The sequence below is a fragment of the Paenibacillus sp. GCM10028914 genome (assembly GCF_042666275.1).
Classification (GTDB): Bacteria; Bacillota; Bacilli; order Paenibacillales; family Paenibacillaceae; genus Paenibacillus_AQ.
This window is the reverse complement of the sequence record NZ_JBHTFO010000013.1, coordinates 1-15,056: the sequence shown is the minus strand read 5'-3', so window position 1 is coordinate 15,056 and position 15,056 is coordinate 1. Positions and strand designations below refer to the sequence as shown.

Annotated in this window: 12 protein-coding genes; 1 reads left to right on the top strand and 11 read right to left on the bottom strand. The window is 43.7% G+C overall.

All coding sequences use genetic code 11. The features are described from left to right. Window positions 1–254: 254 nt before the first annotated feature. The 11 genes from ACFQV5_RS12060 to ACFQV5_RS12005 all read right to left on the bottom strand — a co-directional run bounded on the left by ACFQV5_RS12060 (window position 255) and on the right by ACFQV5_RS12005 (window position 14,210). Window positions 255–2,552 carry a helix-turn-helix domain-containing protein gene (locus tag ACFQV5_RS12060; RefSeq protein WP_379247052.1) on the bottom strand — a complete coding sequence of 766 codons (2,298 nt, stop codon included), beginning with the start codon at window positions 2,550–2,552 and terminating at the stop codon, window positions 255–257. 202 nt (window positions 2,553–2,754) lie between these two features. Then, the gene (locus tag ACFQV5_RS12055) at window positions 2,755–3,966 is read right to left on the bottom strand and encodes a VWA domain-containing protein (RefSeq protein WP_379247050.1); all 1,212 of its coding nucleotides are present in this window, start codon (window positions 3,964–3,966) and stop codon (window positions 2,755–2,757) included. A gap of 2 nt (window positions 3,967–3,968) precedes the next feature. Then, window positions 3,969–6,317, bottom strand: coding sequence for a DUF5682 family protein (locus ACFQV5_RS12050; RefSeq protein WP_379247048.1), 2,349 nt, complete (start codon window positions 6,315–6,317; stop codon window positions 3,969–3,971). Continuing rightward, window positions 6,296–7,399, bottom strand: coding sequence for an ATP-binding protein (locus ACFQV5_RS12045; protein ID WP_379247046.1), 1,104 nt, complete (start codon window positions 7,397–7,399; stop codon window positions 6,296–6,298). Before ACFQV5_RS12045 ends, ACFQV5_RS12050 begins: the two co-directional genes overlap by 22 nt. A gap of 12 nt (window positions 7,400–7,411) precedes the next feature. Continuing rightward, on the bottom strand, window positions 7,412–9,274 hold the full coding sequence (locus ACFQV5_RS12040) for a HEAT repeat domain-containing protein (protein ID WP_379247044.1): 1,863 nt from the start codon (window positions 9,272–9,274) through the stop codon (window positions 7,412–7,414). 25 nt (window positions 9,275–9,299) lie between these two features. Next, on the bottom strand, window positions 9,300–10,733 hold the full coding sequence (locus ACFQV5_RS25570; protein ID WP_483874800.1) for an SWIM zinc finger family protein: 1,434 nt from the start codon (window positions 10,731–10,733) through the stop codon (window positions 9,300–9,302). A gap of 270 nt (window positions 10,734–11,003) precedes the next feature. Then, window positions 11,004–11,156, bottom strand: a complete 153-nt coding sequence (locus ACFQV5_RS12025) for a hypothetical protein (RefSeq protein ID WP_379247042.1) — start codon at window positions 11,154–11,156, stop codon at window positions 11,004–11,006. Between the two features lie 17 nt (window positions 11,157–11,173). Next, window positions 11,174–11,713 carry an STM3941 family protein gene (locus tag ACFQV5_RS12020; protein WP_379247040.1) on the bottom strand — a complete coding sequence of 180 codons (540 nt, stop codon included), beginning with the start codon at window positions 11,711–11,713 and terminating at the stop codon, window positions 11,174–11,176. A gap of 62 nt (window positions 11,714–11,775) precedes the next feature. Beyond that, window positions 11,776–12,369: a CDP-diacylglycerol--glycerol-3-phosphate 3-phosphatidyltransferase gene (gene pgsA / locus ACFQV5_RS12015; protein WP_379247038.1), complete on the bottom strand. Its 594-nt coding sequence runs from the start codon at window positions 12,367–12,369 to the stop codon at window positions 11,776–11,778. A gap of 5 nt (window positions 12,370–12,374) precedes the next feature. Beyond that, window positions 12,375–13,268, bottom strand: a complete 894-nt coding sequence (locus ACFQV5_RS12010) for a TIGR01777 family oxidoreductase (RefSeq protein ID WP_379247036.1) — start codon at window positions 13,266–13,268, stop codon at window positions 12,375–12,377. Window positions 13,269–13,475: 207 nt separating this feature from the next. Beyond that, a complete protein-coding gene (locus ACFQV5_RS12005) occupies window positions 13,476–14,210 on the bottom strand; it encodes an RNA polymerase sigma factor (protein WP_379247034.1) in 735 nt (244 codons plus the stop codon). 174 nt (window positions 14,211–14,384) lie between these two features. Between ACFQV5_RS12005 and clpP the strand changes: the two genes are divergently transcribed. Next, window positions 14,385–14,969, top strand: a complete 585-nt coding sequence (gene clpP / locus ACFQV5_RS12000; protein WP_379247032.1) for an ATP-dependent Clp endopeptidase proteolytic subunit ClpP — start codon at window positions 14,385–14,387, stop codon at window positions 14,967–14,969. Window positions 14,970–15,056: the final 87 nt, after the last annotated feature.

Below are 15,056 nucleotides of genomic sequence, written 5' to 3'. Positions count from 1 at the left end.
GGTACGTACTTAAAAATGATGATGTACAACAACGGCAATGCGAAAAGTGCGTACAGCTGCCAACTTCGTTTGATATCCTTCCATCCATTCAGCGCCTATCACCCCAATCAAGTAATGGTCATACCGACCGGTCCGGTGATTGAAGTATAGCTGGGCTTGAATTTCTCGTAAATCTTCTCATTTTAGAGACTATTCCGTTCTTTAGAATGACCATTATGCAGCATTCAAGGAGTTAACCATTCTTTAGAAAAACCTTAGCTAGCCTCATGATTTCGTCTGTATTCTGTAGCACTAATTCCGTTAGCACGCTTAAACGCGCGACTGAATGTATTAAGTGACAAATATCCAACGGCTGCGGCAATCTCACTAATCGCCTTCCCGCTTTCTAATAAAAGCTGCTTAGCCTCGCGCATGCGAATATCCTCTAAATAATCCGAAAAGTTAAGTCCCATTTGTTCTTTAAAAAAATAGGATATATACGCTTCTGAAGTCCTTGCTTCAGCAGCCAACACACTTAAACTTAAATCACTTTCCGAATAGTGTTCATCAATATAAATAATCAGCCGATTCATCAGATGATCATTATGACTTTTCTTCCGTTCAGCATTTTTACGGCATAAGTTTAAGAATGAAATACATAACATATCAATGGTCTCCCAAGGTGATCGCTTGGGATCAGCCGCTTTATGTATCGTTTCAACCTCATCAGTAATGTCAGCTCCTGCCGCTTGTTCACAGCACTTCATCAGGGTACCGCATAATTCATGGGCGAGAAGCTGCTCAACAACGAGCGGAAGCTGACGTTCCTTTCGATTCCTCTCTGTAATCTGTTCGATGAGCTGGGTCGTATCCGTTTTATTGCCTGACTTCACGAGCTGAATCAGCCTTAATTCTACATCGGAAGGATAGAAATAACTTGGGACGGTCAGATCTACATCGTCATGATAAAGAATCGGATTATTTTCATTCCATTTAGCATGCTGTAGCACGAATTTAGCCTCCCCAAAAGACCGATACAGCTCCGTCAGGCGGCTATGGCAACCACCCGCTGCCATATAAAGTCCGGTATCTGTTTCCATCGTCAGAACCTCATGCATTTCTTGGAGTGAGGTCCTCATGTTGACTATAAATAGATCCGTCTCAGATTCTTCTCCGTACAGTAAGAGAGCAATCAAATTTTCTCCTAGATCGTGCACAATAACACCATTATGAAATAGCTCCTTAATTCGGTCATGGATCCGTAACTTAACAATATCCATCTCCGTCAATATTTCTTCATTATAAGGAGCGTGATAACCGCGAAGACGTAAAATAACAACAGCATACTGCGTTCCTATCAGTTCAATTCGTGAATGTTCCATAGCTGTCTCTACGTCTCGCATGGAAGTATAACCTCCACTCAGCAATCGATCGATAAACACATTTCTCATGAGAGGCAGCTGTTCTTCAAGCCGCCCCTTCAGATCATCATGCCTTTCGATCAAATCCGATACGGAGCTGCGAATGTAATCTACTGTATTTCGAACAGCTAATGGTTTATCATCTGCCTTGGATACGGGAAGAATCTGAAGCAGTTTAAGAAACGGACGGCTGCTCCGATAAGCAAAATAAGCGGCGACAGCCAAGCCAAGAATAAGCGCTGCAATAAATACTGTGAACGTAAGCTCTTTAATGTAATAGGCTTTTCCAAGCACAATCTCCTTCGGCTGTGCTGACACATACGTCCATCCGTTGTAGGTAGATGTCGTTTCTGTCACAAGCATTTCCTTGCCATTCCATGTCAGCTGGGAAGGGCTCCCTTTATGGGGAAGCGCTTTCAAGTTTACAAATTCTTCATCCAGTCCAATGTGGCTAATCAGATTCCCCTCCTGATCAGCTATATAAGCAAATCCTCCCTGTTCAGAATCGATGTTTCGCAGCATCTCCTGAATCTGCTCGTTGTTAATAAGAACGGTAATAACACCACCGCTATCCTTATTGCCAAACGATTGCATAAAGCTTACAACGGAATATGGTTTCCCCTCATATTCAACCGAAGCCCCCGGCATATAGGTTTTATAATGATACGTATCAAACAGACGTCTTTCCCACTCTTCCAGAGAAAGATCTTTATAATGAAGCTGCAGATCATAAAACTGATTTATCGTATATATTTTCCGCGGTGAGATGAACATGCCACTATTCTTAAAAGCGACATAATAATCCACAATGAAATGATTAAACATACGATAATCAAATAGGCTTTTCTCGAGGTCCCATAATCGATATGGATTCGTGTCTCCGAACGGATCCTTTACGAATTGAAAAGATTGTATCTTGGGCTCACTGGACATCTGTTTAGCGATGGTTTCAATTTCGGCAATTCGCCGGTCTAACGCTTCCCGGATTTGGCCTAATGCGGCTGTACTGCTCTTTATCGTTTCACTCTCAACAAGCTCAGAGGTCTTGTAGTAGGCAAACCAACCAACAAGCAGCGAGCTTAAAAGAATCAGAACATAAGGAACAAAAAATCGTATGAGCAGCGAGGTTTGTCCTCCAGACGTGTCTTTCACAGATATCCCACCTTCACAATTTCGCAGTATCATCAATATAGCAAAGATGAAAACAAGCGTCAGTAGCCCACAAGTCTCTGTTTTTAACGAAAAAAAAGGACTGCGCATCTTGGATTCATGAAACCCTACGCAGTTCCTTTTTATAAATTATGATCATTCAGATCAGAAGATCTCACGATATCCTCGTGAATCACTTCAACGGCTATATCCCCTTCGTACCTACCCGTTTCGCTAACTCAGCAAGGTCCTGCCCTTTAAGAGCACCCTCCACTAATTGCGGAAGCAGAGCCGGTGTGCATGCGAAACATGGTGTACCGTCACGTGATAATAACTTAGCAACCCGCTCATCATAGAATGGTCTTCCTTCATCCGATAACGCAAGCAGACACATCGTCTTGACGCCAGATTCACGTAGTTCACGCATACGTCGAATTAATCCTGCTTGATTGCCGCCTTCGTATAAATCCGAGATAATGATAAACAATGTCTTTTTAGGCTCTTCAATAAACTGCTCACAATAAGCTACCGATTTATGAATGTCTGTCCCACCGCCAAGCTGAATGCCAAATAACATATCCACCGGGTCATTAGCGCACTGCTCGGTCAAATCGACGACTTCCGTATCAAATACGACGACACGTGTATCTAATGACGGAATACTTGCGAAAATAGACCCAATCACTGAAGCCCAAATGACCGATTCCGCCATCGATCCGCTCTGATCAATATCTACTATAACCGTCCATTCTTTATTTCGCCTTGCCCTGTCAAAATAATAAAATTTCTCCGGAATGATCTGCCTGCGGCTCGAATCATAATTTTTCAAGTTCCTCTGAATTGTCCTTTTCCAGTCTATACCACTAAGTGACGGAAGAGGTGTGTGCTGTCTTCGATTTAGCGCTCCCGTAACAGCTCTTCGAATATCTTCATTCAGACGTTTGATCAGCTCATCCACAACGGCTTGCACAAGCATTCGGGCTGTGTCTTTAGTCTTCTCCGGAATTTTGCCTTTCAAAGACATAAGCGTGCCGACCAATTGAATATCCGGCTTCACCGTAGCCAGAACCTCCGGTTCAAACAACAGCTGCTTCCAGCCCTTCCGCTCCATCGCATCATTCTGAATTATGGATACAACATCCTCTGGGAAAAACGTACGTACATCGCCTAACCACTGAGCGAGCCGGGGAGCGGATTTTCCTTGCCCTGCACCTCTTTGTCCCGTAGATGAACCTCCTGCTTCTGTATCGCTGTTCGTATTATCATAAATTGCTGCTAAGGCTCGATCCATGATCATCTCTTCCTCCGAGAGTTGTACACTCCCTTCTGGACTATAACCAGCTAATTGAGCTTCTGCAGATTGTCCGAGTATTAATCGCCACCGCGTCATGAGTTGAGAATCTATCGTCTTGTTCATCGTTAAAAATCCTCAAAATCAAAATCATTTAAATCGTCAATCATCTTCACTTCTTCCTCCTTCAAATCACCCGTCAATATCTCGGCAACCTGCTCAGCATGAACGCCCCATAATTCTCCCAGCAATTCAGCAATCATTGTCTTCTCCGTTCCTGAAAACGTACTAAATGCCCGTCGTAGAAAAACGAGTGCACGCATAAACTCATCTTCCTCAAGAGACAAGATATACTCATTTAGTTGCTCCCACAGGCTCATTCGAGACAATAATGCATAACGATTTCGCATGGATAAGCCCTCAAACCATCCCGCTCCTAAATCTGCCGGGATTCCAGGAGATAGTCTTCGGGACACTTCCTCTGCTGTTTGCTGAGCAGAAATTGCATTTCGTTCCATCAAAATGGCACAAGCATAACCTGATAGCCGCGGATTGCGATCATCTCGTTCAGATAGATGAAGCAGCTCCTGCAACCACAGCTGTTCATCCACCTGCTCACTGTGCTCCATAGATACGCCATTCAGTTCATTCATGGCACCTAACATAGCACTTGAAACTTCATCGCTGCATTGACTCGCTTCATCTAGAAATAAGCATGCTCGCATAAACAACTGCTCCAATAGAGGAATAAGAGGCTCTGTATCCATTCGTCTGATATCACCAAAGCGAATCAATACAGACAATTCTCTTGCTGCAGAAGCGATCTGAATAACATCTCTGCTATCAACGGCGAGCTTTTGCAATGTCTGACGCCCTACTTCCATCTGATGAATCATTCCACATTCATAAGCGGTTCGGATCAGGGCAGAAGCTTCAGAAATAGAAGTGCAGCTAGATAATTTCTGTTGAAGCACATAAGCTGAAGCGACTTCTACGGTCTCTCCCAGTAAAGTTGATTCCACAATCTGAATCTCAACTTCAGGTGTCCACTTTAGCACCCAATGCTCTGCCCATGTAGCCTGTTCCTGACCACTTGGTCTAGCCATTACAAAGTCAATTCCGAGCAGTTTTAAGCGGTGAAATAGAAAAGATCGGTTCAAATCAAGAAAAGCAGACTCTTCAGACGTTACTCTCCGGTTCTCCCGCAAATCCAGCATCAAATCATTAGCCACAACTGTTTTATATTTATCCAGCTTTAATCTCTTAAGTTGACGGTTCAGGTCATCTTGAATCGGCGTTTGACTGACACCTTCAGCCAGCTCACCTATAGCCGTACCGATATCGATTCGGGCAAGATCCTCCGCCACAGCAGAAAAGTCTCCGCGCCCAAGCAGCGTTTGAGCCGCATCCCTCAGATCTCTTAGCGTTGGAGCACTCCCTCCATGAAGAGCTGCAAGAGACTCGGCGAGTCTAACGGCTTCAATAACTTCAGCTGTAGAACGATGAGTTCCATTCTTTCTCATCGAACTTGCAACCATGGACAAATAGTGATGAGGCAGCTCTGCTAGAGATCCCCGCAGCATCCGCTCCCACATCATCTCAAAATAATAAGGTGCGGTATTTCCAGCACCATAACCTGAAAGAGATGACAGTTTATAATATGAATAAGGTATCAGTGTCAGCTTCGTTTCACGAGATGGCAAACTCTTCAATTCTTTATCACTCATGATATCTGATAAATCTGTGAGGGCGGATGCATGATAAGCCCCGCATACGACCACGATCTGTTCCGGCTTATGCCCCGCATCAATGACCTCAACAATTTTACGCCGCATATAAGCTTCTCTAACCGCATTATAGGCAAATTCCACTGTATCCTCTCGGCGCTCTTTATCTTCCGAAAGCTCTCGCATTTGCCTTGAAAACGCCAGTATTGCCTCTTGATAGGCTCCAGAATTTAAGTTGTGCTCATAACTGCGCTCCCAGTACATTTCGTAATCATATTCTCCAGACAGCTCAGCAATTTGATCGTATACCGAATGATTGCTAGTTCCAGGCTCTATGTTTTTGCGATTGCCTTCCTCTTCCTTCGGCTCCGGTTCGTCTATTAAAGACACACCTCGAAGATCCTGTAAACATACAGCCGCAGATGAGGGCAAATCAATAAATGCCGTATACGCTCCTTGCTTCTGCGCCCATTTCATAGCCTGAAATTCAGGAGAATAAACTGCAAAAGGCCACAGCACTGTCCTTACGGGCAGCTCTTCCGTAAACGCCAATATTGCAACAGGCGGCTTGGTCGTGAGGTTCGTCAGATGGCGAATTTCAGATGTCGCATCAGATGGTCCCTCAATGAGCACGGCTGTCGGTTTTATTTCATCCAAATATTCTAGTAAATGCTTCGCTCCGCCGGGGGACAAATGCCGAACTCCAAAAATATGTACGCCAGCTGGGTTCACTGGTTTATCTCCTTGCATGCGTTATACAGACCGCGCCACTCTGCCCCGCGCTTCTTCATAATATTGTCGAGATACTCCTTCCATACCAGCCGATCCTTATCATCATCCTTTACGATTGCGCCCTGAAGACCCGCAGCCAAATCTTCATCCGTCAATTCTCCATTCCCAAAGCTCGCCGCAAGCGCCATGCTGTTCGTCAGCAATGAGATCGCTTCTGCAGTCGAAATGACACCTGCTGGAGATTTCACCTTTCCTTTCTTATCAAGTGTCATTCCGCTTCGCAATTCACGGAATATAGTTACCACTTTAAGCAGCGCTTCTTCAGCTGGTACAGTCGCCTGCAGATCATATGAAGCTGCTATTTCGGACACTCGTTTTTTCACAATTTCAACTTCCGTATTCAGATCCGCAGGAGCCGGAAGAACGATGATATTGAAACGCCGCTTAAGCGCTGTCGACATTTCATTAACGCCTCGATCTCTTGTATTCGCCGTAGCAATAATAGAGAAGCCTTTCCGCGCGTTCATTTCCTTACCAAGCTCAGGTACAGAAATCGTCTTTTCAGACAAAATCGAAATAAGAGCATCCTGAACTTCTGAAGCACAACGCGAGATTTCTTCAAACCGGGCAATTCCTCCTGTCTCCATTGCCCGCATAATCGGACTTTGCACAAGTGCTTCTGGCGTAGGTCCCTGTGCGAGCAGCATGGCATAATTCCATGAATATCGTACATGCTCCTCACTCGTGCCAGCGGTCCCCTGAACAACCAATCCCGAATTCCCATAGATCGCTGCCGTTAAATTCTCTGACAACCATGACTTGGCTGTACCTGGTTCACCAATTAACAGCAGCGCCCGATCCGTTACGAGTGTAGCAATTGCCATTTCAATCAGCCGTTTGTTTCCGATATATTTAGGCGTTATAATCTTCTTTCCTGCTTTACCGCCTACAATGAATGTAAGCACAGATTGCGGTGACATCTGCCATCCTGCTGGGATTTTTCCTGTATCTGCTTTACGTAACGCCTCCAGTTCTTCGCGGAATAATATCTCCGCTGGCTGACGCATGATATCCTGCAATTGATCTTGGCTTGCTGCCATCTATACCACTCCTTAGTCTTCTTTATCTTCTTTCATTTTCCGCAATACGTATAATAGCTGTTCCTCTGCAGTATCCAAATATTTAGGTAATACCGCATGAACACGGTCATAATAGCTAGATGGCAGCAGACATAGCTGCTTGAACACAAAGGGCTCAAACTCATAACACTGCTTATTACGCTCATCTTCTAAAGCCGTGATCAATGCTTCGTGAAGAAGATCATTCTGAATACCTGCCCGAACCAAGCCCATAATAAAAATATTGGCAAATCGATTCCGGAACTCAGGTGACTTTGATAATTTCATGAGTAAATAGCTTTCTGCCGCTCGATGTCCTTGCCGCGCAAATGCACTTACAAGCGTAAATTCATCCTGTTCGATAAAATGATCCAACCATTGCTGATCCCAGCATTGTTCTATCTGCTCTTGCGGAGCCATCTCAACATAATACGTATAACCTTTGCTAGCGAAATGCGACAGTTCTTCATAGGGTCTGTATTCCCGATCAATCACAATATCCGCTATTGTATCCAACAGTCGTTTCCGTTCTCTTCCTGCATTACTCTGCGGAGAAGAAGCATACCCCTTTAGCAGAACATCTACATACTCCTCATATACTCGTTCAGGAGACAAGAACGATTGGGCATTCCGGAAAACATCTTCTACATAGGCACCGCTATTCTTGTAATGCACTAGATCGTACTCAACATGCTGACGAAGAAGTTCTCTTGCATCCTCCGTCTCCAGCCTGCTCATATAACGGACCGCTTCATTGATTAGATAATACGAATCTAAGATCGTCATATACAGCGGATACTGCTCCATCACATTCCGGTATAATTCTTCGAGTTGTGGACTCTGCTTATCAGATAATGCTCGTAAGTGGATTCTAACGCTAGCCCAGACATCCTCTAAATTGTTATTAGCCTCTTTCAACACTGGTATAGAATCAAGAAGTGCGGATAAGTCTCGGACAAGCCATTCTGTTAACTGAGCTGACTGGCATTTATACAGTGCAAAGCTCACCAATTCTTTGTCTTTTCCCAGAAAAGCTTCATACAATCTCTCTACAGCTCTAGCGGAACCTCTCACAGCAAGAGCATCATATGCGGCTTCACGGATTGATTTCTTCTTGTTCCGACTCCATTCCACTAACTCTGCTTCATACTCTTCATAGGGGGCAAGAAGTCGAATGGCCGTGGAACGCACCTCATCTGATCCTGTTTCAGCTGCCTGATAGATGAGATCAAGCACATCTTTACCGCCTGCTCTTGCTATTACAGTCAGTTTGCGGGATTCTGACTTTCCACCTGCTTTATTAAAGGTTTCTACAAGTAGAGGGACAATTTCATAACCGTATGATGGCAATATATCATTCATAACTAGCTCTGCAATTTCCACATAAGAATCATTCAGAGCCTCAATCGCTAAGTCCACCATCCGAAGATCCTGGAACAAGCCTTCCTTCCAAGCATCTTCGATGATTTCATAGCGTCCGCCACCTTTTGTTGTTAATGCTACCTGAACAGCGGAAAGCTTACGAAAAGAAAATTCTGATGACAATGATAAAGGGATATTGTTTATGGAACTCTGTTCGCCTTCCGGGCTCGTTGTCCCTTGGGTATGCAGTACCGCACTTAATAGCTGATTTAAATCTTGAAGAAGCTGAGCTGAATGGACATCCTTCCCCATTTCCGGTTCAATTAATGCGGTGATTCCTTCTCCTAATCTTTTAAATACGGGCGCACGTTCACCCAGCTGCTGGAACTGTGGCAACAGTCTTTTCAAACGGAAATCGCCTGCAGCGAGATCACTGCCTGCTATATATAAACGCCTTACCTCTTGGTTAAGCTCCTGTAGTAATGCCGTACTCATGTTTGTTCCCCTTTCATTAACTGCTCTAGTACAGCAGCCTGATCATTTCTTTCTCTGTAATTATGGTCAGCGGTTGTGCTAATAGGCGCCCCGTCTTCAGACAGTGCTCAAACATAACCAACATCGATATTTGACTCAGCTGATCCTGTTTAAGATATCGCAGCATAGATGCGGTTGATTTTAAACACACATCGCCTAGCCCAATTGACTGACCCGTTTCATCCGTGATGGCATATTGGCCAGCTGTCGTTTTACTGATGTTAGAAACGTGCAGCAGCATGACGGGATTAGGATCACTCAATGGATTTTTCAGCTGATTCTTCACTTTTTTAATAGCTTCTGCATACGATCTCATTCCATGATCATAAATCCACTTGATATCTTGTGTCGCTAAAGGTCTTGATCGCATTTCTTCAAACCGCACTCTACGGTTCATATCCCCTGGATAACGGTACAGCACGGGTACTTGAACGGCTTCGAAGAAGCTATCGTCCTCACGCATCAGCTTCGCAGCTTTGAAAGGGCGGTACTGAATCGTGCGGTGAATTTCTCCACTGCCTTTCTGTATCCAGAATCCAATGTCTACATATTCTTGCCGTGCTTCATCTGTATAACTGAGAAATGCAAGCTGGATTAACTCCACCTCTTCACTGATTAAGCCAAAATTTTGCAGATCTGTCAGCTGCCATGCATGCCCTAACCATTCCTCAATTGTTGACTCATGATCAGGTGTCATCTCAGGATCTTCAAGCTTCGATGCTAAATAGACCTTACCTTTCTTGATAAAAGCGTTCATAACGGCAAGCTGTTCCACAGCGTATGTATAAGCAGTCTCTTGATCACTCGAATCCGACAACAGTATGGATAACCGTCGAAGTTCGATCTGTGCACCGGACAAGTAATAATTGCCCATCTGTTTGATATGATCTTGAATCAGCTTTAACTGCTTTTTATCAATGGTGCCAAGTCCGTTCAAGATTAGCGATTGAATTAACTTCTCCAGTACGTCTAGACCTTCCAATTGGGTCGTAATTTTCTTTTTCAGTGCAGACTTGTTGGTCTTCTTCGGTTTAGGTGCTACTCCTTCTGCCGTTTCCTTGAGCTTCCGTTCTTCCCGCTTCTCTGCCTTCTCCCGCTTAGCAGCCAGATCTTCTGGCACGGTGGCAGATGTGAACATTGCACCGTCCGCGTAAGCATACAACAATCCAAGCACATGCTTGCATGGAAACTGCCTGCTCGGGCATGTACAACGCATGACCGGTTTTTCCGGTGTAACAAAATCAGCGGACGGCTGGTAATTGGAGCTGCCACTGCCAGCACATGTACCGAACAGGACTGATTTGTCCTCGGAATGATTCAGCTGTAAATATCGTCCTTTTTTCACAAGTCCATGACCATTCTTAATCGCTGCACTATTCGGTGCAACTGAATCTATCCATGCCTCTGTTATTTCAATCAAAATCATGCCCTCCTGTATCAACTTGCTCCGATTAAATAGTGGTAAAGTTCTCAATTACCTAAATCATACCTAATCTCCTTCATTTGACCTTCCTTCTTAAGACCTATTTAGGAACATTTATTCTCATCTACAACGTTCACTCCCTATAAAATGGATGTTTTTGGTTTGATTGTGATGCAATGTCACTGCATCATTAAAAAAACCTCGGGTGCTATACCCCAAGGTTTATGACCACAATTCAATTATACGAACAGCTTGCTTCTTTTATGGCTAGTTCTTCTGATTTTCGTTCATCGTTTTAATCCCTGTGTTAATCTCATCTAGCGTCTTTTGCAGCTTCTCCATTCTTCTTAATCCGGAATATTGATTTCCGATGATTCCAGCCAGTCCAACCAGACCAATAACAATTATTAATGTATCCACTTGTTTTCTTCTCTCCCTTAATCCTCTAATGATGCGGATGCTTCTCTAGTCGATAATTCCCATTTATTAAGAATGATCATATATAATTCATCCAGACTTATCGGCAGGCTCGATTCGGCTATATTAATGGGTGTGTCTACCAGTCCTTGATTTGCCCTCATTAATAGCTTCTTAAAACCCGACTGCTTCGACATGAAATTTTCCGGGTGATACAGTATAATTCCAATCATCCTCTGATTCATCATGCTGTAAAGTTTAATTTCTTTAATATCTTCCCACTTTATTACACCCGCTTGGATGTATGAGGACTGATCTGTTATTCCTTCATCATTCACAATAAGAGAAGGTCGCTTGTTTACTAGTCTGGATATAAAATAAATTAGACCAAATCCAAAAAATATCGTACACAGTACACCGATCGCAACAATTGCCATTGAACCGTCGTCCTCAGTAAGTCCGAAATAAGTAATGGCTATACCCAGCAGGACGAAGATCACTGAAAAGAACACCAATTTGCCAAGCTTCGGATATACAACAATATCCTCATTATTGTTCAACGTTTAAACTCCTTTACATATCTTGTTATATGCATTCATTCACAATAATCATATAACAACAATTATTGATGAGGGATCATTTTAAGGTTTCTATAATTTTTCACAATATAATTAAGGCCAGAATAGATGGTCATCACGACGGCTAGCATCATGATCAGAACATCCACTCGAAAGTCTGTGAACATGCTAACAGGATAATTGTTTAGCATTACAGCTGTTATTCCCACAACTTGAAGAACCATTTTCCACTTACCATACCGATCTGCCGAGAGAGCAACTTTCTGCGCGGCAGCTGCCATCCGTAATGCTGTAATCACAAACTCCCGTCCAATGATTACAACCGCTATCCATGTCGCAATCATGTTCTGCTGAACCATCATAATTAGGGCAGCAGAGATGAGCAGTTTATCTGCTAATGGATCAAGAAGCTTCCCCAGATTCGTAATTTGATTATATTTTCTCGCGATATAACCATCCAATTTATCTGTAGCGGAGGCGATTAGAAACAATATGGCAGCTAAGTATACACCGCTATGATTGATAAAATGAAACAGCGGCACACTGTCTGTCAACCAGACTGGATATCGTATAAACAACAGTATAAAGAAGGGTATTAGCAGAATTCTTGCTACTGTAATCTTGTTTGCCAAGTTCACTCAAATCACTCCTTTAACAGAATATGAGCAAGTGCTTGATCGATTTCCATAAATTTAAAAGGATATCCGGCTCTCTCCAGTCGATCAGGGATAACCCAGCGGCTCTTCAGAATAAGCTCGGTTTCTGTTTTAATCATGACGGCCCCTATTTCAAGCAGCCACTTCGGAGATGGTAAACCGATTTTTCTATTCATCGCTTTACGCAGCTCTGTCATCAACTCTCGGTTCGTGATCGGATGAGGAGATGAACAATTAAACACGCCGCTTAGTTCTTCACGATCCTTCAAAAACATGATAATTCCGAATATATCCTCAATATGAATCCAGCTGAACATTTGGTTGCCGGGACCTTGAATCCCCCCCAGACCGAACCGAACAAGATTTATAAATGGTGTCATGACCCCACCATCAGGACCAAGCACGATAGCAATCCGCAGAGCAACTTGTCTCGTATGAGGAAGGTTAAACGAGAAAAATGCGTCCTCCCACGCTTTAGCTACTTCAACGGAAAATCCACTTCCTATCTCACCATTCTCCTCGGTCATCGGCCGATCCTCGGCATGTCTATATATCGTTGCTGTGCTGGAGTTAATCCATAGCGGAGGAGGACTGCTGCAATTTTCGATTGCCTTACCCAGGATTCGAGTCGTCTCTGTTCTCGATTCAACGATTTCACGTTTATTCTTCTCGTTATAGCGGCAGTCTACGGACTTACCTGCAAGGTTAATTAACAGCTCGGCGTGATCCAAAGCTTCAACAATCCCATCAAGGTTATCCCATGGAATATGTTGCGCCTGTCTTGATATGATATAGACCTCATAACCAAGTGCCTTGAATTTGTTCTCCAAAAATGTGCCGATGAATCCCGTACCGCCGGCTAATACAACCTTTTTATGCATATGATCAACTCACTTTTATAAGATTCACGATGTTACTAATCCCGTCCGTCTATGCCACAACTACGACAACAATATAGCTCAAACCTCTGCCTAAATATTCGATTAAACACCACCCTTTCCCTTTTTTTAACACAAATTGAATCATTTCCACAAAAAAAGCACTTACCGTTTCAAGACGGTAAATGCCCGATTGAATTCGTTATTTTGTTATGCTGCCATTCGAATTCCCGTATGAGTGACTGAGTAACCGAACGACGAGATCCCACACCGTGGTTGATCCGAATAAGCACCGACTGCCGAAACAATCTCTTGATCCTCCTGGTTCTCTTGAACCAGTCTTAACACCTCTTCCACGTTACCTCCCACATACGCAGCAGCAAGTGCATGTATCCTGATCTTCATTTCTTCCTCATGAGGATCATAATTCAATTCATCCACTTCTTGCTCCGTGTTCTGAAGACTCTTTCGGGCACGGTGGTAAGCCGCTTTAACCGCTCCTTCTGTGGTATGGAGTCTAACTGCTGTCTCAGCAACTGAGTACCCAAGTACACTTCGCATAAGCAGTATTATTCGCTGAAGAGGAGACAGATGTTTGATGAGATATAGAAATGCCATTTCCAAGTTGATGGTATCCTCTACTCCCACTACCTCTTGTTCTACTCTGACTTGTTCCAGCTCTTTATCCAATATTCTTTCGAATATTTTTCGACGCCGCACCTGATCGATCCAGGCATTCTTAGCCGTCCGCAGCAGAAGAGCCTCCGGATTGTTATGCTGCCAAGCATCCATCTTCTCTAAAATTTTGACCCATGTATCCTGGACCAGATCGTCTGAATCCCACACAGACTGCGTAAGAGAAAGACAATATCTGTGGAGAAGGGCATTCAAATGGTCCAGTAGGTAATCAGGCTCTTTATTGTAAGGTTGTGATGAATTCGTCACTTAAACAGTCAACTCCTTTAACGTTCTATAAACACCTCTCCTATGTAAACGAATACGAAGTTCATTTCGTTACGGAAGTTGCTCAAATATTTATGGGTTGTTTAGACCGTATCTTTTTCCATATCCAGTTCGTTTACTTGTTGTTCCATAATTTAAACACTGGAGGTAACGGAAATGTCTAGTTATATCCCTTATGTTGTCGAGCAAACGAGTCGGGGTGAGAGATCGTATGATATCTATTCGAGGCTGCTGAAAGACCGAATTGTGTTTGTTGGCTCCGAGATTAATGATTCACTGGCCAACAGTGTTATTGCACAGTTGCTCTTGTTAACAGCTGAAGATCCTGACAAGGACATCCATATGTATATTAACAGTCCCGGCGGTTCAGTAAGCGCTGGCTTTGGTATTTACGACACGATGCAGTTTATCAAGCCGCAGGTTCACACCATATGTACCGGGTTCGCCGCATCGTTCGGTTCCATGCTTCTTCTTGCAGGAGCAAAAGGAAAGCGATTTGCATTACCTAACAGTGAAATTATGATCCATCAGCCGCATGGTGGCGCTCAAGGACAGGCGAGCGATATCGCTATCAGCGCAAAACGAATACTCAGAACACGTGAAAAGGTCGTTCAAATTACAGCAGAACGAACAGGTCAATCGATAGAACGAGTCGAGCGGGATATGGATCGGGATTACTTCATGTCCGCTGAGGAGGCTCTAGAGTACGGTATCATCGATAAGGTGCTCACATCGTTCTAACTCATAAAAAAAGCCACCCTATGAACTGCACCCCAATTGTTAGACACACTCTAACAGTTGGAGGTGCAGTTTTTTTATGACTAAATT

Bases quoted from the DNA above. Each gene is read 5' to 3' on its own strand.
- ACFQV5_RS12050 (WP_379247048.1), bottom strand. From the start codon at position 6,317: ATGCAAGGAGATAAACCAGTGAACCCAGCTGGCGTACATATTTTTGGA.
- ACFQV5_RS12040 (WP_379247044.1), bottom strand. From the start codon at position 9,274: ATGAGTACGGCATTACTACAGGAGCTTAACCAAGAGGTAAGGCGTTTA.
- ACFQV5_RS12010 (WP_379247036.1), bottom strand. From the start codon at position 13,268: ATGCATAAAAAGGTTGTATTAGCCGGCGGTACGGGATTCATCGGCACA.
- ACFQV5_RS12045 (WP_379247046.1), bottom strand. From the start codon at position 7,399: ATGGCAGCAAGCCAAGATCAATTGCAGGATATCATGCGTCAGCCAGCG.
- ACFQV5_RS12055 (WP_379247050.1), bottom strand. From the start codon at position 3,966: ATGAACAAGACGATAGATTCTCAACTCATGACGCGGTGGCGATTAATA.
- clpP (WP_379247032.1), top strand. From the start codon at position 14,385: ATGTCTAGTTATATCCCTTATGTTGTCGAGCAAACGAGTCGGGGTGAG.